The sequence below is a fragment of the Paenibacillus sp. S150 genome, assembly GCF_019352175.1.
Classification (GTDB): Bacteria; Bacillota; Bacilli; order Paenibacillales; family Paenibacillaceae; genus Paenibacillus_AQ.
This window is the reverse complement of the sequence record NZ_JACBYI010000001.1, coordinates 98939-121850: the sequence shown is the minus strand read 5'-3', so window position 1 is coordinate 121850 and position 22912 is coordinate 98939. Positions and strand designations below refer to the sequence as shown.

The window sequence follows — 22912 nt, the reverse complement described above, 5'->3', positions numbered from 1 at the left end:
AAGTCCGGGGGGGCGGGCTGCGGCCCGCCTTTATATAGAAGGTTTGGAGGAGAAAAAATGCAGAACGAAACCATATTGCGCACCCAAAAGACTCCTAAAGGTCATTTGTCCAAAGGCCTCCGCGATAATCTGGTAGCTTACAGCTTCATTGCGCCTAACTTTATCGGGTTTGCCCTGTTTACACTGGTGCCGATGTTCTTTGCTTTTATTCTTGCTTTTGTGAAATGGGACGGTGCCAATCCGATGGAGTTCACCGGACTTGACAATTTCACCCGTCTGATTAAAGATACGACGTTTCACAAAGCGCTGTGGAATACCATTGTTTACACCATCGGGGTGGTACCCTTCACCATGATTGTTGCGCTGGCGCTGGCGATTCTGCTCAATCAGAAGATACTCGCCCGCAATTTTATGAGAACCGTATTCTTTTTTCCTTATGTAGCTTCACTGGTAGCTGTTGCGGCCGTTTGGAACTTTATCTTCAGTCCGACGATGGGACCGGTCAACAATATTCTGCATACCCTTACCGGCATCCCGCTGGAGGAGCTTCCCCGCTGGGCGGCGGATAAGCAGTGGGCAATGTTCACGGTCATACTCTTCACCGTGTGGAAGAACATGGGGTATTACATGGTCATTTACCTGGCAGGCCTGCAGGGGATTAACCCTGAATTATATGAGGCTGCCGAGCTGGATGGCGCGGGCGCCTGGAGAAGATTCCGCAATGTGACGGTCCCGCAGCTGGCACCGACGTCCTTTTTTGTCCTGATGATTCTGGTCATCAATTCGTTCAAGGTCTACGATATCTTTATCAACCTGTTTGCCGGCGCCGATAACCAGTTGAATGACTCTACAAGAGTCATGGTCTATCAAATCTACAATACGGCGTTCCGCTCGCTTGATTACGGATATGCCAGCGCCATGGCGATTGTATTATTCCTGCTGGTGCTGGGCATCACCATCGTCCAGTTCCGCGGCGAGAAGAAATACGGACAATAGGAGGATATGAAGGATATGGCGGGTACAAACAAAGCATTTAGAATCGGCACGATGGTGCTTGTGTATATTCTGTTATTTGTGACAGTGCTGTGTATGCTTGTTCCGTATATATGGATGCTGTCCTCTTCGCTCAAGCTGAACAAGGATGTGTTCTCCTTCCCGATGGTGTGGATTCCGGCGAATCCGCGCTGGGAGAATTTCGCGGATATCTGGACCCGCATTCCGCTCGGCCGTTTCATTTACAATACGGCGAAATTATCGATTATCGTAACCATTCTGCAGCTGCTCACTTCAAGCTTTGCGGCGTATGCCTTCTCGAAGCTTCATTTCAGAGGAAAGAATATTCTATTCCTCGGGTATATCGCCACCATTGCGATTCCCTGGCAGGCTTACATGGTGCCGCAATTTATCCTGATGCGGTATATGGGACTTAACAATACCCATCTGGCGATCATTCTGCTGCAGGCCTTCTCCGCTTTCGGGGTATTCCTGATGCGCCAGTTCTATCAGGGGGTTCCGGATGAATTATGCGAGGCGGCGCGTATCGACGGGCTGAGCGAATACGGGATTTGGGCGAGAGTCATGCTGCCGCTGTCCAAGCCGGCCCTGTCCACCCTGACGATTTTTACCTTTGTCTCCACCTGGAATGACTTCCTGGGGCCAATGATTTATCTGACCGATACGAAACTCAAGACCATTCAAATCGGACTCAGAATGTTCATTTCGCAATATTCCGCCGAGTACGGCCTGATTATGGCTGCAAGTGTGGTTTCCATTATTCCGGTTGTGGTTGTGTTCCTGGCCCTGCAGAAATATTTTGTACAGGGTGTAGCGGCGTCAGGCATTAAAGGCTAGGACAGGTTCTTGTAACCAAAGGAGGAGAAGTGAATGAACAGAAAGCGGCACTTGTTCGGAAAAAGGCTGTTCTCGATGCTGCTGTCCGCTGCGCTCGTACTCGGAACGCTTCCGGTGCTTGGTGGGCCGACCGTTTCCGCGGCTGCCCCGGATACCCTCTACGCAGCCGCCTATATGGGGGCGCACAACGCCGGAGGAACCACCTTGCCTGCCAGCATCGAGATTGGAGGCCAGAGCACATCTGTGAGCTGGAATATTGGTGAAGATACCTTTGCCGTGCCCTATGACACAGTGACAGTCACCGGTATGGCCAATGGCGGGCCGGTCGTTGCCAGTGTTGAGGTGATTCCGCCTTCAAGCAATCCCCTGGTTTACTTTGTGGACAGCGGCAGAGGCGGCGACTCCGTAGGCAATGGCCCTGCCTCCTCCCCGCTGTATGAAGCGGTCAAAACACTGGCTGGCAGCGGGTTGCTTAACCGGTTGCCGGATCAGAAGCATGTCAGCGGAACGACGGCCTGGGGGTTCGACGATTCCGTGCAGAAGGTTAAGAACTCCAAAGACGGGGGACATACAGACCCGGCAACCGATCCGTCCCTATGGGTAGTGGGCTTTCGTGCCGCGAACGATCATATTGTCTATCAATTACAGGCCCTTGAGGCGGGAACCTACACGCTGAGCAGCGGTTTCTATGATTGGTACGGCAGCCGCTCCCGTGTCATCCAGCCCAGAATCGAGTACCGGGACAACAGCGGCGGGACACACACTTTATCGCTTGAACAATTCAACACCAATGCGACCCGGACATATTCCGGCGAATTCACCATTCCCGAAGATATTGATGTGAGCAGCCCTATGACCCTGACCTACGCCTATGTGTCCGGTGAGAAGCCTATCCTGAGCTGGTTTGCCGTTGCCGAGGGCGGGATTAAAGACCTGATCGAAGACGCCGGGCGGAATGCCGCTTCCATGGTGCAGGTTCTGCTGGACGGCAACGATATTAAGGCAGACAATGTCAACGGCCTGACGTTCAAGGGCTTTGGCGTACTGAGTGCGAACAGCACCAGCGCATTGCTGATGGATTACAAGTCTGAGCAGCCCGAAGCCTATGCGGAAATGCTGCGGATTCTGTTCGGCGGCGAGCATCCGGTCATGACGCATGTGAAAATCGAGATGGGCAACGACCGCAACAACTCGACCGGCCCGGACCCGGCCACGATGCGGACGGCGGATGAAGCGGCCAATGTCACCCGGCATCCCGGGTTTCAGCTTGCGGCAGACGCCAAGGCCGTGAACCCCGGGCTTAAGGTGAGTATCCTGCGCTGGAGCGCTCCGGCCTGGGCCGACAGCAACGACAAAATTTATACCTGGTATAAAAATACCATTCTGGCCGCTTACCGCGAGTACGGTTATATGGCCGATTACGTAAATCCCTACATCAACGAGCATGCGCCGGATTTGACGTGGACCAAACAGTACGCCGAGAGAGTCAGGACGGATAACGAAGGTTTTGCAAGCCAGGCGGAGAATGCGCTGTATAACCGTATCAAGGCCGTGATCTCCGATGAAGTCGGGATCGGTTCCTTCGGCGGCAGTATGGTGAGCGACGAGGCGCTGCGCAGTGCAGTGCCGGTGGCCGGATACCATTACAATACCGACGATGACAGCTCCGGCAATTTCAAAAAGCTTGCCGAGCAATATGATATTGAGGTCTGGAACAGTGAGGCACAGTCAACGTTCAGCAATTCCGCTTTCCGCCCCAACAATAATATGAAGGACCCTACAGCGGAGGGAACCGGCATCGGCGGTACCGGAAGTGCGCTGGAGATGAGCAATACCATTATTAAGGGGTTTGTCAATTCCCGCCGGACGCACTTTATCTACCAGCCGGCCATCGGCTCCTTCTACGAAGGCGGACAATATTCCTTCAAGGAATTGCTCAGCGCGCGCGACCCGTGGTCGGGCTGGATTCACTATGACGCAGGCCTTGCCGTTCTGCAGCATTACAGCTGGTTCGCCAATGCAGGCTGGGAGAACGAAGATAATACGGCGGGGATCTGGAGAGCGGTTCCGAAGGCCAGCTCCACCGGTGCGGCCGGCACCAACCCTGTCAGCGGGCGCAACGGCACCCCCAGCTATATGACACTTGCCGCACCTGACAAAGGCGATTTCTCAACGGTGATTGTGAACGACAGCGAGTACGGGAAAATCTATAAGATTCAGACGGTCAATATGGGCTATGCGGGCAATCCGTCCCTGGAAGTATGGGAGACCCGGGCCGCAGCTGCCGGTGAAGCCTTCAACAGCAATTACATGAAATATCTCGGGGACGTCTCTGCCGATGGCGGCGGCGTGTACACTGTTCATGTCAAGCCGTATTCGACAGTGACCGTTACTACCTTGGAATGCAAGGACCAAGAGGCGTATAATACACCGCTGCCTGTAGAGGGTGAGCGTACCGTGCTCGACACGGATGCAACCGGAGCGGTTCAGAATAGCGGGGATAAATTTCTGTATGCCGATGATTTTGACTACTCCAATCAGTCCGTTGTGAAGATCGGCGAAGGCGGACAAATTACAGGTACAGAGAGCTATATAGACTCCCGCGGCGGCCCGGGAAGCGTGATGCCGCGCTATACCCATGACCGCAACGGCGCCTTCGAGGCATATCTGCCGGAAGGGTCTGACAACTATGTCCTGCGCCAGCAGCTGGATTCGGGCATTATGGGGCTTGGAGGCACATGGAACAGCGGCGATCCGGTCACAGCCATCGGCGACAACCGGTGGACCAACTACAAGGCCAGTGTGGATGTTTCGTTCGAAAATAGCGGCGCCCAGGGCGGAGCCAATTATGCGGCGATTGGCGCCCGTTACCAGGGGGGCGGCAGCTCGCACACCATTAACGGCACACCCTATGTGCTGAAATTCTGGTTAGACGGAGGCTGGCAGCTGCTGGCGGGTGGCAGTGCAGTGGCGAACGGCAATGTGGTGAGCGGTTCCGGCGGCGTGAAGCTTGATGAATTTGACGCCGCATATGACGCCTGGCATAACATCGCCGTCCAGGTCGCGGGCGACAAGGTGACCGCCTATCTAGATGGTGTGAAGCTGGCCGCCTATACCGATCCGAATCCTAAATTATCCGGACGGGTAGATCTGGCCAGCGGCTATTATCATGTCCGCTTCGATAATCTGAAGGTGGAGACGGTTGACGGCTACGCGCCGTACTATTCCGAGCTTCTGGATAATCTTGAAATGAATGATCTGGCGGCAAATCCGGGCCCGAAATTGATATACAGCGGGGCATGGAGCCACCAAAACGGCGCCGGCATGTACATTTATCAACGCTCCCTTTCCACCAGCCAAGGTGCGGGTGCTGCGCTGGAATATACGTTTGAAGGCACAGGACTCGATATCCTGGGGCCGAATGACGGATCTGCGAAGCTTGAGGTGACAGTGGACGGCGGGGCTGCCTCGCTGCCGGCGGAGACGATGGCCTCCAAGGAGCTCTGCCAGACGTTCGTGCTCCGCGGGCTGGAATATGGCCGGCATACCGTGCAGATCAAGGTGCTCAGCGGCACTTTGGCGGTGGATGCCGTGGCGGTTGTTTCCGGCGAAGTGCAGGGTGCGCCCGATACCTCGGCTCTTCAAGAGGCGGTGGCTGCGGCGGAGGAAGTAATCAGGCTGGATGAATATGCCGAAGGAGACTGGCTGCTCTTTGCAGCTGCACGAAGCAATGCCCGGGAAGCGCTGGATCATGCCGTCAGCTACAAACTGGACCAGGAAGGAGCTGCGCAGCTCGCTGCGCGCCTGACCTCGGCCCAAAACCAATTGGCCACCGGGGATATCCGGGAGCTTTCCGCTCCTCAGGATACGGCCACTTATGCCGGCAAACTGCCCAATCTTCCCGAAAAGCTGGAAGCCACCCGTGGAGACGGCACCACAGTGCCGGTGTCCGTGAAGTGGAATGTAGAGGATGTCAGCTTCAATACCCCTTATGACAGGGTAGCTGTAACCGGTACTTACGGAAACCTGAAAACCGTCTGTTATGTGGAGGTGGTGCCGGAAGGCCTTTTATATTTCGTGGATGCCGGCGTCACTGTGGACGGTGTTACACCGCCGTATACGGTGATCAGGAATTTTGTAGGCGGCAGTCTGCTCAATGACAAGGCGGATCAGCCGTCAACGGACAGCGCGGTATGGGGTCACACCAATACAGGGGCGAATTACAGCTTAAAGGGGCTTGGAGGTGATGTAGCTGCCGCAGATAAATCGCAGACCGGCGCCTATGGCCCGAATGCAAAGAATAGCCCGCTCGTATATCTGTTCCCGCTGGATGCCGGCAAATATACGATAGCTTCATTCCACCGGGATTGGTGGAGCAACACCAACCGCACGATGGATATTACGCTCGATTATACGGACGCCGAAGGAAATCCGGCGACGGAAACGGTCCGCACCGGCCTGGTCGCAGGCCCTGACGGCACTATGGTCAGCCATGATTTCACGCTGCCGGCGGGCGGTGTGGTGAAATATTCGATCAACAACACATATTCAGGCAACCAGGCTGCGCTGGTCAGCTATGTGGCTGTAGCGAGAGACAGCGCCGGCGTCGCCAATGAGCAGGCGGTCAGCGAGGCCAAGCGTATCATAGAAGGGGCGGCGTACAGCGTGCAGAAGGCTGCCGCCAACAGCGAAGACGATGTGCGGAGCTGGCTGCCGCCAACGATCCGCGGCTTGAACGGATTCAGCGCTACCGGTGTTGCGCTTGGCGAGCTTACCCTGTCAGCGTTCCAGGAAGCCACAGAGGACGCAGCCGGAAGCTTCAGCTTCACGGTCCCGTTGAGTAAGGGAGATGCCAGGACGGACAGCATGGCCAGCGGAACGATTACGCTGCCGGAGCCGGACAGGGTTCCGCCGGTGATTACGCTGACCGGCGATGCGGCAGTTCATCTGCCGGCCGGCTCCGAATATACCGATGCCGGAGCCACAGCCTACGATGATCAGGACGGCGACATTACAGACCGCATCATCACAACGGTCAGCAGCGAAGTGTATGGTTCGGCTGCGCTCAATACAGCACAGGCGGACATTTACACCTTCCACTATAATGTCAGCGATGCGGCGGGCAACGCGGCTGCCGAAGTCACGCGGACCGTTACCGTAGGCGGAGATCAGCAACCGCCTGAACCGACGCCTACGCCAGCGCCTGAACCGACGCCTACGCCAGCGCCTGAACCGACGTCTACGCCAGCGCCTGAACCGACGCCGGAACCAACGCCTGAACCGACGCCAACAGCAACTCCGGCACCAACGGCGCCGCCGGTGCCTACAGCCGCTCCAACGGCATCGCCGGCACCGACACCGGCGCCGCAGACCACCCGGATGCTTGAGCGGGAAGATTTCGCCGCTCCGGTTGAAGGGACAATAACGGTTCAGCTTGACGAAGCAACGTATTCCGTATGGCTTCCGGAGGGAGCAGCAGCAATCGGCGGCGGGAACACACTGCGTCTCGCTTGGAGCACGGTTGCTGTAGACCTGACTCCAGAGGCGCTGAGGAGCATCCTGGAGTCAGCCGGAGGAGGACAGGCGGAGAAGGTGCGGATCAGGCTCACTGCTGTAAAGGCACCTAAAGCCGCTGTGGAACAGCTGATCAATAACCCGGCTGCCAACGGCTCCGTGCAGCTGTCTGCCGCAAGTGACGTGGTCAGCTTCAGCCTGGAGGCTGTTGCTGCGGACGGCACTGCCGTGCCGGTAACCACTTTGGATGAACCGCTGATGCTTGCCTTCTCTGTCGATCCCAATGCAGATCCCGGCCTGCTCGGCATCTACTATATTGCCGGGGATGGCATCCTTGAATTTGTCGGCGGAGCCTTGAAGGACGGCAAATGGACGGCCGGGATCAGGCATTTCAGCCAGTATGCGGTCCTGGAATATGACAGGGTGTTCGAAGATGTCAGTACAGACCTGTGGGCCAGCGGCGCAATTAAGACACTGGCTGCCAAGCATATTATAGAAGGCATTTCCGCTGCGGAGTTCAATCCGCACGGGGAAGTGACAAGAGCGCAATTCGCGGCGATGCTTGCCCGCACGCTGGGGCTGGAGGCGGACAGTCCTTCAACCTTTAGGGATGTGGACTCCGGAGCCTGGTATGCGGACGCCGTTGCAGCCGTGAGCGAAGCCGGCATCGTGCTCGGACGCAGCCCGGATACGTTCGTTCCGGACCGCAGCATCACCCGTGAGGAAATGGCGGTAATGGCCGTCCGGGCGTATGAATATTTGCAGGGCAGCAAGGCAGAGGCGGCTTCCGCCGCCCCGTTCAGCGATTATTCCCGAATCCATGGCTGGGCGCAGGACGCAGTAAGCACCGCCAAGCAGGCGGGTCTTCTTCAGGGACGCGGCAATCAGCAATTCGCGCCGCAGGAGCGGATGACACGCGCCGAAAGTGCGCAAGTTCTCTTCAATCTGCTGGCCTATTTGTAAGGCTGATTCACTGGACCTGGCAGGCTGCGTTGTCAGCGGACTGCCGGGATCACTACCGGGGCAGGGAGGTAAAGTGGAATGAAGTGAAGTGGAAAAAGTAAACCTAAATGGACTAAAAAGCTTGCGGCAGAGGGAATAGCGGGAAAAAGTAAACTTGATTTTGGCGTATTCCCCTGAAAGGGGGAGAATCGGATGATTCAGGTATCCTTTTTCCCACTAACGCTTGCGAAAAAGGAGATGTGGGGAGAAGGAAGTTCACTTTTTCCACTTGGGTGAATTTCCTTCCGGGTTTCAGCAGGCAGCCTTGCCCCTGAAATCCCAAACAGCTGCGCTGCCCAGTGAAGGACGGCATAGCCGGTTTGTTCAAAGATAATAATTTATATGTTGCACGCTATACATTAGCCTTATCTTTCTCGCTGAAACGGATACCGTCTTTATAAGGCCGGCGAAGCCGTTTCCACTTGAAAGATAAGAATTTATATATTTTGGGGGAATCGAAGCTTATCCGTTATTTCACGGCTGTGCTGTATATGAAAGAATGGATCGGGATTTCGGCCAAGCAAACTGCGCGATTGCGTTGTCCGCAGCGGGCAGGCAGAGAGTATCAAAGGCAGAAGTGCCTTTGATTTCGCGCGAAGCCGGCTGGACGGTGGAATCAGCGCGAAATGATTCTTCTCCTCCCCACTGAAATGGCAGCATTCTTATTATAGGGCGCAGATAGGCGTCTTTCTTGAAAGAATTTATATGTTTCACACTATCAATTATCCTTCTATTTTTGGAGAAACGGGTGCCGCCTCTTTCAGAGGCCGGCGAAGCCGTTTCTTCTCAAAAGATAGGAATTTATATGTTTTGGGGTCCCCGCAAAGTACCTGAGTCATCATCGAAGCCAAGGCCCCGCTTTGTGGGGTTATTTTACTAACAAGTTCAATGGATTCAGCCTTTTTTCTCCGTTTGCCTGCCGTATTTTCCGGGCGGGAGGCCCGTGATGTTCTTGAAGGTGCGGATGAAATTGGCGTAATCGTTGAAGCCGGACAGATAGCAGGTATCGGATACGGAGGTTCCGGCGGATAAGAGCTGCTTGGCGAGTGCGATTTTTTTCAGCAGGACGTACCGGTAGATTGTTCCGCCTGTCTGCTGCTTGAACATATGGCTGAGATAATATTTATCGACATTCAGCTCCCCGGCAATCTGCTCCAGCGGCAGACTCAGATGCAGATGGTTGTCGATGTAGCTCATGGCTGATTCGATGTGTGAGGAAATAATGCTGGGCACGGAGGAACGGGTACGGCTGTACAGCTCATTAACGAGCACCAGAATCTGGATCAGATACGTCAGGGCCAGAACCTCGCTGCCGTATTTCGGGTGCTTAAGCGCATCGATCAGGCGTGCGGACAGCTCCATATACGCTGTAAGCATCGGTTCCCCCATTTGCGCAAGGTTATGTTCTCCGGGCCGGCGGTTCTGGAAGCAGGCGAGCAGATTGGTGCCTGCGGTGCAGAAGGGGTACACCAGCGGGGCTCTGAAATGAATCGTTAACCGTTCGTAAGGCTCCGGGGACAGGTTGATGATTTTATGAATCTCATGGCTGTTGAACAGGAGTACATCGCCCCGTTGCAGAGGATAGCTGTACTGGTCCACGAATCCGTTCACCTTGCCGCCCAGGAACAGGAAGATTTCGTAGTGGTCATGGATATGAAAATCTCTGGTGGGGGAGATCGGCGAATTGCCGATACCCGCCAGAATATCGCCATCGAACACTTGATAATATTGGGCATGCTTGATACCCATCGCCACCCTTCAGATTCGTCGCAATAAACGCAATAAATCATCATTAATCGCAAAGACATTGCAATAATATAACAGTAAACTATAGAAGAGGATTGCGCAATCAAGCAAGTATACGGCAGTTCAGGGGAGTCAGGCCTGGTGCCGGACAGGCGTAAACGAAAGGACGAAATGAGAGATGAACGTTGCGGAACAGCGTAAGTATTGGCTGGATACCTTGCTGCTGATTGGACATCCGGTACTGGATGCACTCAGCCGGAGAAAATTGAAAGAACGGCTGCCTGTGGAGTTTCACCGCGACCGGAGCGGGTTTGCCCATCTGGAAGCCTTTGCCAGACTGGCCTGCGGAATGGCCCCGTGGCTGGAGCTGGAGGGGCTGGAAGGTGAAGAAGAGCAGCTTAGAGCCCGCTATGCCGGGCTGATGCGGGAAGCCATCGCTGCCGCTGCCGATCCGGCTTCGCCCGACTATATGGATTTCAAGACCGAAGGCCAGCCGCTGGTCGATGCGGCATTTCTGGCCCATGCGCTGGTGCGTGCGCCGAAGCAGCTTGCCGGGCGGCTGAGTGAGCGGGTCAAAGGCAATGTAATCACTGCGCTGAAGCAGACGCGCCGGACTGCGCCCGGCGGCAGCAACTGGCTGCTGTTCAGCGCAATGGTCGAAGCGGCTTTGTATATTCTCGGGGAACCCGAATATGACCGGATGCGCGTCGGGTACGCGGTCCATATGTTCATGGACTGGTACAAGGGAGACGGTGTTTACGGGGACGGCAAGGAGTTTCACTGGGATTATTACAACAGCTATGTCATCCAGCCGATGCTGGTTGATGTAATAACACTCTTTGCCCAGGAGTCGGAGCAATACGCAGCATGGAGGCCGGTGATTGTGGAGAGGGCCCGGAGGTACGCAACCGTGCTGGAACGGATGATTGCGCCGGACGGAACTTATCCGTTCACCGGACGCTCCATCGTGTACCGGTTTGGCGCTTTTCAGCTGCTGTCGCAGGCGGCGCTTCAGCATTTTCTGGAGGAATCGCTTCCTTCCGCACAGGTACGCTGCGCCCTGACAGCTGTAATCACACGGACTATGGGGTTTCCCGGCAATTTCGATAAGGACGGTTGGCTGCGGCCGGGGGTGTACGGCTGCCAGCCGGAGCTTGCGGAAGGCTATATCAATACGGGCAGCCTCTATTTGTGCAGCGCCGTATTTCTGCCGCTTGGGCTGCCTCCTTCCGATCCTTTTTGGGCCGGAGAAGACTTGAAATGGACTTCGCAAAGAATTGCGGCCGGTGACAATGTGATGAGGGATCATGCCTTAGGACATTAGGCTGGTCCCATGCTCCGGCTGGCCGATAGGAGAGGAATGCATGACGAAACAGGAGCTACTTGCAATAGTGAGGGAAATGAAGCCCGCTGGCTCATACCTGTATTACCCGGATGGAGATTCGGCGGCTTTTTGGACCAGGGCGTCATCGTCCGGGCATTTAAAACCGGACATCGGCGAAATCCGTGCAGAGGGGCAAAGACTGGACGGGCAGGCTGTACCGGAGCTGTCTGAAGGGCTGTTTTCCCTGTTTGCCCGCACGGGTTCGAGACTTGAGTATGAACGGGTCTATTTTGAGCGGAGAAGGCGGCTGAACACGTATGTGTTTCTGGCCTTGCTGGAGCCGGGGGATTGCCAGCCTCTGGAGAAGCTGGAGGAAATGCTATGGGCGGTCTGTGAAGAGTACACCTGGTGCCTGCCTGCCCATTTGCCTCCGGAGCATCAGGCCGCCGATATTGACCGTTATATTGATCTGTTCTCTTCCGAAACCGGGTTTGCGCTGAGCGAGATTTCACTGCTGCTGGGTGAACGTCTCCCGCCGCGGCTTCGCTCGCGGATACGGCAGGAGGCGGAGCGCAGGCTGTTCCGGCCTTTTTTGGAAAAGGGTCCTTACGAATGGGAGACTGCCCGGCATAACTGGGCGGCTGTCTGTGCAGGCTCAATCGGTGCAGCTGCCTTGCTGTCTGTGGACGATCCCGTGAGCCTGACGGAAATTCTATACAGGACAGAACGGAGTATGCGCTGTTATCTGGAGGGCTTCGGAGAAGACGGAGCCTGCCTGGAGGGTCTTGGCTACTGGAACTACGGCTTTGGCTATTTTACCTATTACAGTGACTTGCTCCGTTCCCGGAGCGGGGGGAAGCTGGATGCGTTCAGCAATGAGAAGGTGCGGCAGATTGCCCGGTTCCAGCAGAAATGCTTCATCGATGGCGGCCTTGCCGCCAATTTCTCGGATTCGCTGCCCCGGGGATATGTGCATATGGGCTTATCCCATTATCTGGCGGAGGTCTGCCCCGGGGAGGTTGAGCGGCCCCCGTCTGCACTCCGTGCCCCGTACACGGAGGATCACTGCAGCCGGTTTGCTCCTGCTGTGCGGAATCTGCTCTGGGCGAAGCCCGGCACAGAGCAGGCGGCTTGGCCCGCTGCCAGCAGCTATCTTCCCGATGCCGCCTGGCTTCTGTCGCGGCATGTGTCCGGGGCGGGCACGTTCGGGTTCGCCGCCAAAGGCGGCCACAATGCCGAGCCGCATAACCATAACGATCTGGGACAGTTCATATTGACCGGCCGGGGAGAGGTCTTCCTGGCCGATCTCGGCAGCGGAGAATACACGGCCGGTTATTTCGGCGCAGGCCGGTACCGGTATGACTGCAACGGCTCGCAGGGACATTCGGTGCCGGTCATTGACGGCCTGAATCAATCGGCGGGGCGGCAGTTCAGCTCCGCGGTGCTGCACGCCTCAGCGGGGGATACGGATGAACTGACCCTGGACCTTACGCTGGCCTACCGGACAGCGGGGCTCAAGTCGCTCATTCGCTCGTTCGTCTGGCGCAAAGAGCGGCACCCCCGCCTGGAACTATGGGATGAATACCGGTACGGGGGGATACCGGCGAGCTGGACCGAACGGTTTGTCACCTGGCGCAAGCCGGAGATTCTCCGTCCCGGTGCTGTGCTGCTGCCGGGAAGTGCAGGCGGCGGAGCCGAGGTGTCTTATGATTCCGGGGCGGTAGAGCCGGAGATCACTCCACATCTGTACCGGGATCATTTTGGCCGGGAGCAGGTCTGGCACAGTCTGGACTTTCATGCCCTTCAGCCCGGCAGCGGGGGCCGGTTCGCTTTTACTTTTCAATTTTTATAGAGGACAGACACAAATTCTTACAAAGGCGGAGTGCTGAGATGAATATGACAGCAAAACAAACGTGGGTAGATGAGGCCTGGAGCAAGGCGCTGGAGAAGACAAGAAGCAACAGCCGCAGAATCGGCGCCGGGTTCCCCCATGCCAGCCAGGGCGGCAGGTACGTGCTTGAGGCTCCGAACTGGTGGACGGCCGGCTTCTGGCCCGGCATGCTCTGGCAGTTCTACGCGGAGAGCGGGGACGAGAGCCTGAAGGCGGTTGCCGGGCAATGCGAGCAGCGGCTTGATGAGGTGCTCGACGGCTATGTGAAGCTGGATCATGACCTGGGCTTCATGTGGCTGCTCACGAGCGTAGCGAACTATAAGCTGACGGGGGCGGAAGCCTCGCGGATCAGGGCGCTTAAGGCGGCGAATTATCTGGCGGCCCGCTTCAATCTGAAAGGCCGCTATATCCGGGCCTGGAATCCCTGGAGTGAAGGCGAGAACAACAGCGGAATCGCGATTATCGATTGCTGCATGAATACGAGCCTGCTCTTCTGGGCTTCCGGGGCGACAGGCGATCCGCGCTACCGCCATATCGCGGAGGCGCATATGGACACGGTGCTGGAGCATTTCATCCGGCCGGATGGCTCGGTCTATCATATCGTCAATTTCGACCCGGAAACGGGCGGGGTATCGGAGAAGCTTGGCGGACAGGGCTATTCGCCGGAATCGGCCTGGTCGCGCGGCACAGCCTGGGCCGTTTACGGCTTGGCGCTGGCCTATCATCATACCGGCAAACGGGACTACCTGCATGCGGCCCAGCAAGTCGCGAATTTCTTCCTGACCCGCCTGCCTGAGGATCACGTCCCGCATTGGGATTTCCGTGCGCCCGGCGGAGCCGGAGACCTCCGGGATTCGTCCGCCGGTGCTTGTGCGGCGAGCGGGCTGCTGCTCCTGTCCGGCCAGGTGGGCATTTCGGAGTCCCATGTATACCGGAACAGCGCCATAAAAATGCTGGAGTCCCTTTACCGGAATTATGGAACCTGGGAGAATGCGGAGGAGGAAGGGCTGCTGCTGCACGGCACGAGCCACTACCCGGAGAAGCGGAATATGGATGTTCCGCTGATTTACGGAGATTTCTTCTACGTGGAGGGCTTGGCGCGATTGAAGGAAGCCGGCCCCTTCTACTGGGAATAGGGGAGGGCATAAGGATGTATAGCGGGAATGAAGCCGCAGCTTCACGGATTCAAGACAATCCGCTTGTGACCCGGCAGGATCTGGTGCTGGCCCTTGAGCAGCTTACGGCTCCGCTCCGTCCGCTGTATAGTCCGGGCGGAGCACGGCTGAAGACGGGGAAGACCGGGGCCGGCTATCCCGCTGCGGTTGCGGAAATGGAAGGCTTCTCACGGGTGCTGTGGGGATTGGTGCCGCTGCTCATGGGAGGCGGGAACAGCGGACTCTGGGACTTGGTGCTGGACGGCATCCGGCATGGAACCGATCCTTCCCATGCAGAATATTGGGGGGAAGCAGGGGATTACGACCAGCGTCTGGTGGAAATGGCGGTTTTCGGCTTCGCCCTGGCTGCCATCCCGGAACGCATCTGGACCCCGCTCGCTCCGGAGGAGCAGGAGCATCTGTACCGCTGGCTGGATCAGATCAACCTCCATCCCTGCTATGACTGCAACTGGCTGTTCTTCAACGTGCTGGTGAATGCCGGATTCCGCAGGCTGGGCCTTCCTTACGATGCAGAGCAGCTGGAGAATAATTTGCGGCGTATGGACGATTTCTATTTGGGGGATGGCTGGTACAGCGACGGCATCGACGGCCACAGCGATTATTACGTGCCCTTCGCCATCCACTATTACGGGCTGCTGTACGCGAAGCTGATGGAGCGGGAAGACCCGGAACGTTCCCACCTGTTCAAGGAAAGGGCCAGGCTGTTCGCTGCCGGATTTATCGCCTGGTTCGCCCCGGACGGCTCTGCGCTGCCCTATGGGCGCAGTCTCGCTTACCGCTTCGCCCAGTCGGCCTTCTGGAGCGCCTATGCCTACGCCGGGGTGGAGGGATTCCCTGCCGGAGTCATTAAAGGGCTGGTGCTGCGCAACCTGCGCTGGTGGTTCGGCCAGCCCATCTTTGACGAAGATGGCGTGCTGACCATCGGCTATGCCTATCCGAATCTGGTCATGGCAGAGAACTACAACGCTCCGGGATCTCCGTACTGGGCCTTGAAGACCTTCCTGCCGCTGGCCTTCGGCGGGGAGCATCCATTCTGGAAGGAAGCCGAGCTGCCGCTGCCGGATATCCCTGCCATTACGGTCCAGCAGCCGGCGCATCTGGTCATCGTCCGCGAACCCGGCTCCGGTCACGTGGCGGCTTTCAACAGCGGCCATTTGCACAGCAATGAACATACCCATACCTCGGCTAAGTACGAGAAGTTCGTGTATTCGACAGGCTTTGGGTTTAGTGTGCCCCGCGCCGAATGGGGCTTAGCCCAAGGAGCCTATGATTCGATGCTTGCCCTGAGCGAGGGCGGAGACAATCTGTACCGGGTCAGACGGCGGAACCTGGAGTCGGAAATCATGGACAATGTGCTCCGTGCGGTATGGAGGCCCTGGGCTGATGTCGAGGTCCGTTCATGGATAGTCGCCGGGCTGCCCTGGCATATCCGGATTCACCGGATCGGGACCGGCCGGGCATTGGACGCTGCGGAAGGCGGCTTCGCACTCGGCCGGGAAACGGAGCCGGATCAGCTGGCCGGCATGGCAGGCGCTGCGGTGACTACAGCTTGGGGAACCAGCGGAATTAAGGGGTTGCTGGGGTACGTGAAGGCAGAGCTGGTCCGGCCCAATGCCAACACGAACCTGCTTCGTCCCCGGACGGTATTGCCGACACTGACGGCGTCACTTGCGCCAGGAATACACTGGCTGGCATCGGCTGTATACGGTTATCCGTCAAATGCTGCCAAGTGCCGCCTGTCTGAACAAGCCGCCGGGATTCTCAAGCAATCGCCTGAGCATAATTTGCATGTTGCGTTCGGTGAGCAAACGGTAACCGTCCTCACGAATACCGGCAGGGAAATCGTCATAAGGCTGGCATAGATGGAACGATATTTCAGCCTCCATTCCAATTCTCAACAGAAGTCCGCCGGCCGCTAGGGTTTACGGATTTCTTTTTTTTTCTATAGTTGATGAAAAGTAAGATGAAACATGTAAAATAAACAGGATGTATACCGGCAGTTATCGGGAAGTATGACAGCAATTCGTGCAATGCAGTTAAAGGGCGGGGAGCGGGAAAATGAATACGGCAGAGTTTCAACAATATGTAAGTGAATTCAGTAAAATCAAAGGGTTTGATACGAGTACAATTGAGCAGAGAACGCTGTATCTGATGACCGAGGTTGGGGAATTGGCGAAAGAGGTGCTTTCGGTCTCCTTCCAGCCCGATGCGGAGAAGCAGGAAAACTTGGGGCACGAGATGTATGATGTGGTCTGGAATATCTTTGATCTGGCCAACAAGCTGGGCATTGATCTTGAGCAAGCGTTCAGGAGCAAGATGGAAATCAATGATAAGAGGACCTGGAGCTAGTACAAACTGTACCCGCTGCTGCTGCTGGAGACAAGCAGTGTTCAAATTTAACTGCGCATGCTTAAATCTGCATGCGCAGTTATAATTTCAGCATAGGATCTATAATTATTGGCTGCATTCTTTACTTTACCGTCCGCGGTCACAAAGATCGTTGAACGTTTTTTTTGAAAGATAAGAATTTCTATGTTTCACGCTGTACATTAGCCTTATCTTTCCCGCTGAAACATACCGTGGAGTACAATGAAGTGAAGTGGAATTAGTAAACCTAAAGGGACTGAAAAGCTTGAGGCAGAGGCAATAGTGGGAAAAAGAACACTTAATTTAGGCATATTTCCCTGAAAGAAAGAAAATTGGATGAATTAGTTATCCTTTTTCCCACTAACGCTGGTGAAAAAGGGGATGTGGGGAGATTTAGGTTTACTTTTTCCACTTAGGCTTACCTCCGTGTTGCAGCAAGAGGGTCTGAAGGGACAGTGGAAAGCATCGGTTCACCCGACCCGGTTGGGGGAATGGAAGGGACCCCGGCAGCCCCGAACCTGAATCCCCAAACGGCTGCGCTGTCCAGTGAAGGACGGCGCAGCCGTTTTGTTCAAATATTACGCCAGAATTTATATGCTCGGCACATCAAATTATCCTTCTATTTCTCGCTGAAACACGCCGTCCTTTTAAAGGACGGCGCAGCCGTTTCTGCTTGTGTGAGTTTGGAGTCTGGCAGATGCCCGGAATGAAAGGGCTGTTCAATATATACGGTAGTTGCCGCTTAATGCCAGCAAGCTGAAGAAATACAGGCAGTTATCGTAATACCTGCGGACACCGGTGCGAAGCGGCGTATGCCAGAGCTGCTTGACGAATGCTTCTGCATCCGGCCCGTCGGCAGCCAGCGAGGCCATGGCAAGGGTTGCCAGAAGTCCGACCGGATGCAAGGCCGGTTCCTCCAAAGGCCGGCCTTCAATGGTGTAGCGCCGGTAATCCGCAACTTCAATGTCCCGGAAGAATGCCTGGAGCCGGTTCGACTGCTCCACCTGCCAGGGATCGCTGCGGAACCATTCATAGTCAAGAACTATGTTGGCCGCAACACGGTAAGCATCACTGAAGAAGTGGCGGAAGTCTCCATGCGGCTGAGGGGCTGCCGGGGTTCCGTCATAGTTCGCATATTCCGGCGCCAGCCCGGTTTCCGGATGGCAAGCCTTGTGCAGATAAGCTCTGCTGGCTGCCGCAGCTTCTGTCCAGAAGGCCCGGTCCTGTTCATCCGCCTGCAGAGCGAACAAATGATAGAAATGAGGCAGATGGTAGGAAGGATCACTGAAGGAAGACTCGGGAATGAATTTGATCAGCCGGGTCGCCGGGTCCCACACCGGATTGCCTTCGCCTTCCTCCCCTTGATGCACGCAGGCACGGAGAATAATTCTGGCCTGCTCGGAATAATCGGACGGCTCCGGGCCGTCCCCCCAGCGGTTGGCGGCGAAGAACAGCGCCATCGCAAAGAATTCCTCTCCGTCCGGGGCCGGACCGGATGACAGGCGTGTGCCGTCCGGCTTGCAGTGCCAGGCAAAAAAATCCTTGTAACGGCCTTCCGTATGCTGCATATACATCTTGGCGAACCTCCACAGCCGGTCGAATTCCTCCTTTTTGTCCATCTGAACGGCCATCATCATCCCGTAGGACATGCCTTCTGTCCGCACATCCGAATTGCCGGTATCCACGATATAGCCCTTATCATCATCCAGGGGATGGTAGATCCGCACATCCGCTGTGCCGTAGAACAATTCATTCCAGGTATGATCAAGCTTTTGCCGGATCTCATCCTCCGGGTAGCCAAGCTCTCTGAACAAGTTGCTGTATTCCCGCGTATAAAAGGAACCCTCTTTGGAGATTTTCATCACATGCCTCCATTAAATGTGTAAATGTGGTTTTGTCCAAAGTATAGCATAGCGGGAGATATACAAATTAAAGCGTTTTCCCTGGAAAATACAGATATTGTTAGGACGGCGGGAAAAGGCATTGTCCAGTTCATGCTGTTAAAAACCGATAAATGAAATGGTTTAAAGTTGTATAGAAAGACTGCGCTGTAAGCCCGGGCCGCCGAATTTCGGCGGCTTTGTTGCGTATATCGGAGGGATTCGATAGAATAACACTGATTGATAATAATTCTCAATTGACATCGTATTTTCTAGTGAAGGAGTTGACACCCGTATGCGGCATTCAGGATTTCCTGTTCTCAAGAACATGTATAAATATTCGGCAGCCTCGCAGGCCGAGGACTGCAGATTTCACCAGAGCACTTACCGTTTATTATTTATAGCTGCGCAATCCGTTACCCTGACGATCAATGAAAACTCGCATACGCTGTGCGGCTTCGGCTGCATATCCCTGCCGCCAAATACAACACTTCTGCTGCACAGGAAGGTAAACGGAGGCCTTCAACCGATTGCTGAGCAGCTTCAAATGTATGTCTGTGACTATGAATGGACAGGCGAGGAATCCTCCCATGATTCTCCGCTCACGCCTGTGCTGGCTGAACAGAACCCGCCTATCCTGCTTGAGCAGGCCTCCGCACTGTTTGATTTATACGAAAACCGGCTGTATAACAGCCTATCGCAGCGGCTTCCGGTCCAGGCCCGATTTCTGACCCTGTTCGCTGATGCATGGTGGGCGCTCGAACAGCCCGCTTCCCTTTCCTTTACCAAACCGCTCGACGGTATCGACCGGGTGATTTCTTATCTGCACACTCACTATGACCGCAAAATCCAGAGAGAGGACGCTGTAGCTATGTCCGGTTTAAGCTTGCGGCAATTCACGTTAAGCTTCAAGCAACGCACAGGCTCTACATTTACCGGTTATCTAAATCGCATACGCGTCGACAAGGTTAAGGCTATTCTGCTGCAATCCCGAAAATCGCTGAACGAGGTTGCCCGCCAAGTCGGCTATACGGATGAATTTTACTTAAGCCGGAAATTCAAGCAGGTCACCGGTATGTCTCCGACTGTATATTTGCGCAAACCTTCAAAGATTGCGTCCCTGGATCATGCGTGTACCCTGGATTTGCTCTCGCTTGGTGTCACTCCCTGTACGGCAATCACGGATATCTGGGTGAACCGCAGGTTCCGATTGTCACAGGCCTCCAATTCGTTTCAACCGATCTATTGGCAGACCACACCTGCCGAGCGGCTTCAGATTCTCCGGCGCGTGAAGCCTGATATCATTCTGTATCCCCTTTTGGAAGACGATGAGTACAGCCAGCTTGAACAATTTCGCCAGCTGGGCTTGGTCATACAGATCCCATGGCGCGGGGTCAGTTGGAAGCAGCATTTTATGCATGTTGCCCAAATAACGGGTATGGAGCAGCAGGCACGCAGCTGGCTGGGTTACTTCGATCACAAAGCCGGACAGGCCCGGGAAATCCTGCATCGAACCCTCAATCCTCAAGCAACGATTGCAATGATCAACGTACGCAGTGACCGTCTACTCATTTATGCCAATGGCTACATGGGGGCTGATTTGCTCTATGACATTTTGCAGCTCACACCTCCTCAGGCTGTTAAGGCTATGCGGGTCCAAGGGTTAGAGCATCCGGAGTTTTCCATCCCGCAATTGTCTGCCTACGATGCCGATCATTATTTCGTATCCATTGAGAATAATCCGGCGGCAAGGCAGCGTGCAGCGGCCATGATGAACAGCCCGGAATGGCTGGCCCGGACAGCTGTGAAGCGGAAATGTGTGTACCCGGTGGACATGACCAAATGGTACGGCTACGGACCGGCTGCCCTGGACGCGCAGCTGGATGAAATCATGCATGATCTTTTGCCCAATTGTCCAAAGAAACATGAATCAATCTGACATGTACATGCTCTGCCGAACTTGCTATAGTTGTCAATGATAATGAGAATCATTACATATAGGGGGCGATATGCTTGGGCAGGAAGAGAATAACACCGGTTTGTTTCATGGCAGCCATCATGCTTACGGGTATGGTCGCATGCAGCAATAGCCCGTCAGCAAACAAGGATACGGAGGCTGATGCGAAGACGGCGGCAGCTACCCGCGTATACGAACATATGGCTGGCAGCTCGGAGATTCCGGTCAAGGCAGAGCGTGTAGTGACAGACTGGTATTATGGACAACTCGTTGCCCTTGGGCTCAAGCCTGTGGGGACGGATGACTATGTGCTGAAGAATCATCCCTTCATTGAGCAGGCCGGTACGGAGAGCATCGGCCAATCTATGGAGAAGATCATCGAGCTTCAGCCTGATCTGATCATTTCCTGGGGTTCGGCAAAATATGAGGACTTCTCCAAGATTGCGCCTACGGTTCCGTTGGAACTAAGCGGCGGCCCTAAAGAATCCGTACGCATTTTCGGGGATATTCTCGGACGGGAGACGGAAGCGGAACAATGGATCACTCAATTTGATGCCAAGGTCCGGAATGCCCGGCAGAAGGTTGCGGACAACATTAGTCCGGATGAAACCTTCACCATTTTCAATATATGGAAAAACACATTGCGCGTATATGGTTTTGTGAATATGGGGGGCTACGCCCTGTATGAAGCTCTGGAGGTAAAGCCAGCTCCCAAAGTCGACGAGCTGTTCCGCAATTCCGAGGAATGGTACCGTGAAATCTCGTTCGAGGTTATACCGGAATTCGCAGGCGATCATATCATCCTGACCAGCTATGATCCGGACGGCACTTCAACTGTCCTCAAGGATCTTGAAGCCAGTGCCGTATGGCAGAGCCTCGATGCAGTCAAGAACGGACGCGTACACACGATTGACTATAACTACTTATATAATGATGACCCTGTTGCCATTGAAAATCAGGTTGAAATACTGGCCGACGCTATTGTAGAAGGACGTTAGACCCGACAGATAACCGCCGCACTTATATGAACGAGTGCAGCCGAAAAAGCCGCCCAAGCCGTGCAGCATCATGCACGGTTTTTTGGCGCGGGAATAAGGGGCCGGGAACACCGCTCCAAAGGCAGTTGAAAAACCGTCCCTCACAATCGGATTTTGCCTTATGGGCCCAAGGCGCGCTCTTTATAATGAAGATATGAAAGCGGGCCGGACGGCCGGCCAAGGAAGGAAGAGAAGAGAGATGAAACTTCGGATTAAGGAGAGACAGGACGGGTTGCCGGAGCTGCAGGCAAAAACCGGCGGCCTGGGGAAGGCGCTGCGAAGGGATTGGTTTCTGTATGCTATCCTCGTGCCTTTTGTATTATGGTATTTGCTGTTTGCCTTCAAGCCAATGTACGGCCTGCAGATCGCCTTCAAGGACTACAGTGTCTTTCAGGGGATAGCGGGCAGTCCATGGGCCGGGTTCAGTCATTTTGAAACCTTCCTGCAGAGCGATTACTTCCTGCGGGTGCTGAAGAATACGCTGCTGATCAGCTTGTACAGCCTGTTATTCGCGTTTCCCGCGCCGATTATTCTGGCTCTTCTGCTCAATGAAGTGAAGAATGCCGTGTTTAAGAAAACGGTGCAAACCATTACGTACCTGCCCCATTTTATCTCAGTCGTCGTCGTGTGCGGCATCGTCACCAATTTGCTGGCGCCCGGCAATGGTATCGTCAACCTCCTGCTGGAGAAGATGGGCATGGAGAAAATCTATTTCCTCGCCGTGCCGGAGTACTTCCGTACCATCTTTGTCTCCATGGGCATCTGGCAGGAAATGGGCTTCTCGGCCATTATCTACATTGCGGCGCTGGCGGGCATCAACACGGATCTGTATGAGGCCGCTGTGGTCGACGGAGCCAACAAATGGAAGCGCATTCTATACGTGACCCTGCCGGGGATTCTGCCCACGATCATGATTATGCTGATTCTGAAAATCGGCAGTCTGCTGGAGGTTGGCTATGAAGCGATTATTCTGCTCTATCAGCCTGCGACCTACGAGACAGCGGACGTCATCAACAGCTATGTGTACCGGGAAGGGATCTTGAACGGCCGTTACGATATGGCGACGGCGATAGGCTTGTTCAACTCGGTTATTGGGCTGCTGCTCATTGTGATCTCCAATAGGCTTAGTAAAAAATACACCGGAAACGGTCTCTGGTAGGTGAAAAAG

13 protein-coding genes are annotated in these 22912 nt (G+C 55.2%); 11 read left to right on the top strand and 2 right to left on the bottom strand.

All coding sequences use genetic code 11. The features are described 5' to 3' along the window. Positions 1-57: 57 nt before the first annotated feature. Genes HYD27_RS00475 through HYD27_RS00465 form a run of 3 tightly spaced genes read left to right on the top strand, consistent with a single transcriptional unit; the run spans position 58 to position 8328 of the window. Complete coding sequence (locus HYD27_RS00475) at positions 58-996, top strand: carbohydrate ABC transporter permease (protein WP_219210284.1); 939 nt, start codon at positions 58-60, stop codon at positions 994-996. Between the two features lie 15 nt (positions 997-1011). Further along, positions 1012-1851, top strand: coding sequence for a carbohydrate ABC transporter permease (locus HYD27_RS00470; RefSeq protein WP_219210283.1), 840 nt, complete (start codon positions 1012-1014; stop codon positions 1849-1851). 33 nt (positions 1852-1884) lie between these two features. Then, positions 1885-8328 (top strand): S-layer homology domain-containing protein, encoded by a 6444-nt coding sequence (locus HYD27_RS00465; protein ID WP_219210281.1) that lies wholly within the window; start codon positions 1885-1887, stop codon positions 8326-8328. 933 nt (positions 8329-9261) lie between these two features. Here HYD27_RS00465 and HYD27_RS00460 read toward each other — a convergent pair. Then, positions 9262-10116, bottom strand: coding sequence for a helix-turn-helix domain-containing protein (locus tag HYD27_RS00460; RefSeq protein WP_219210279.1), 855 nt, complete (start codon positions 10114-10116; stop codon positions 9262-9264). A gap of 175 nt (positions 10117-10291) precedes the next feature. On the opposite strand from HYD27_RS00460, the gene HYD27_RS00455 reads away from it, so the two are divergent. From HYD27_RS00455 to HYD27_RS00435, 5 genes are all read left to right on the top strand, one after another. Next, positions 10292-11437, top strand: a complete 1146-nt coding sequence (locus HYD27_RS00455; protein ID WP_219210277.1) for a DUF2264 domain-containing protein — start codon at positions 10292-10294, stop codon at positions 11435-11437. Positions 11438-11477: 40 nt separating this feature from the next. Further along, positions 11478-13289, top strand: coding sequence for a heparinase II/III family protein (locus HYD27_RS00450; RefSeq protein WP_219210275.1), 1812 nt, complete (start codon positions 11478-11480; stop codon positions 13287-13289). Positions 13290-13327: 38 nt separating this feature from the next. Further along, entirely contained in the window at positions 13328-14464 is a 1137-nt protein-coding gene (locus HYD27_RS00445) for a glycoside hydrolase family 88 protein (RefSeq protein WP_219210274.1), read from the top strand. A 14-nt stretch (positions 14465-14478) separates the two neighbouring features. Then, positions 14479-16365, top strand: coding sequence for a DUF2264 domain-containing protein (locus HYD27_RS00440; protein WP_219210273.1), 1887 nt, complete (start codon positions 14479-14481; stop codon positions 16363-16365). Between the two features lie 196 nt (positions 16366-16561). Then, positions 16562-16852 (top strand): MazG nucleotide pyrophosphohydrolase domain-containing protein, encoded by a 291-nt coding sequence (locus HYD27_RS00435; RefSeq protein WP_219210272.1) that lies wholly within the window; start codon positions 16562-16564, stop codon positions 16850-16852. 737 nt (positions 16853-17589) lie between these two features. Here the strand turns inward: HYD27_RS00435 and HYD27_RS00430 are convergent. After that, on the bottom strand, positions 17590-18732 hold the full coding sequence (locus HYD27_RS00430) for a family 8 glycosyl hydrolase (RefSeq protein ID WP_219210271.1): 1143 nt from the start codon (positions 18730-18732) through the stop codon (positions 17590-17592). Positions 18733-19045: 313 nt separating this feature from the next. Here HYD27_RS00430 and HYD27_RS00425 point away from each other — a divergent pair, with 313 nt between their 5' ends. The 3 genes from HYD27_RS00425 to HYD27_RS00415 all read left to right on the top strand — a co-directional run bounded on the left by HYD27_RS00425 (position 19046) and on the right by HYD27_RS00415 (position 22903). Next, complete coding sequence (locus HYD27_RS00425) at positions 19046-20689, top strand: helix-turn-helix domain-containing protein (RefSeq protein WP_219210270.1); 1644 nt, start codon at positions 19046-19048, stop codon at positions 20687-20689. Between the two features lie 74 nt (positions 20690-20763). Next, positions 20764-21705: an ABC transporter substrate-binding protein gene (locus HYD27_RS00420; protein WP_219210267.1), complete on the top strand. Its 942-nt coding sequence runs from the start codon at positions 20764-20766 to the stop codon at positions 21703-21705. 238 nt (positions 21706-21943) lie between these two features. Beyond that, the gene (locus HYD27_RS00415) at positions 21944-22903 is read left to right on the top strand and encodes an ABC transporter permease (protein ID WP_219210264.1); all 960 of its coding nucleotides are present in this window, start codon (positions 21944-21946) and stop codon (positions 22901-22903) included. Positions 22904-22912: the final 9 nt, after the last annotated feature.

Bases quoted from the DNA above. Each gene is read 5' to 3' on its own strand.
- HYD27_RS00455 (WP_219210277.1), top strand. From the start codon at position 10,292: ATGAACGTTGCGGAACAGCGTAAGTATTGGCTGGATACCTTGCTGCTG.
- HYD27_RS00475 (WP_219210284.1), top strand. From the start codon at position 58: ATGCAGAACGAAACCATATTGCGCACCCAAAAGACTCCTAAAGGTCAT.
- HYD27_RS00415 (WP_219210264.1), top strand. From the start codon at position 21,944: ATGAAACTTCGGATTAAGGAGAGACAGGACGGGTTGCCGGAGCTGCAG.
- HYD27_RS00470 (WP_219210283.1), top strand. From the start codon at position 1,012: ATGGCGGGTACAAACAAAGCATTTAGAATCGGCACGATGGTGCTTGTG.
- HYD27_RS00460 (WP_219210279.1), bottom strand. From the start codon at position 10,116: ATGGGTATCAAGCATGCCCAATATTATCAAGTGTTCGATGGCGATATT.
- HYD27_RS00445 (WP_219210274.1), top strand. From the start codon at position 13,328: ATGAATATGACAGCAAAACAAACGTGGGTAGATGAGGCCTGGAGCAAG.
- HYD27_RS00430 (WP_219210271.1), bottom strand. From the start codon at position 18,732: ATGAAAATCTCCAAAGAGGGTTCCTTTTATACGCGGGAATACAGCAAC.
- HYD27_RS00465 (WP_219210281.1), top strand. From the start codon at position 1,885: ATGAACAGAAAGCGGCACTTGTTCGGAAAAAGGCTGTTCTCGATGCTG.
- HYD27_RS00440 (WP_219210273.1), top strand. From the start codon at position 14,479: ATGTATAGCGGGAATGAAGCCGCAGCTTCACGGATTCAAGACAATCCG.
- HYD27_RS00425 (WP_219210270.1), top strand. From the start codon at position 19,046: ATGCGGCATTCAGGATTTCCTGTTCTCAAGAACATGTATAAATATTCG.
- HYD27_RS00435 (WP_219210272.1), top strand. From the start codon at position 16,562: ATGAATACGGCAGAGTTTCAACAATATGTAAGTGAATTCAGTAAAATC.
- HYD27_RS00450 (WP_219210275.1), top strand. From the start codon at position 11,478: ATGACGAAACAGGAGCTACTTGCAATAGTGAGGGAAATGAAGCCCGCT.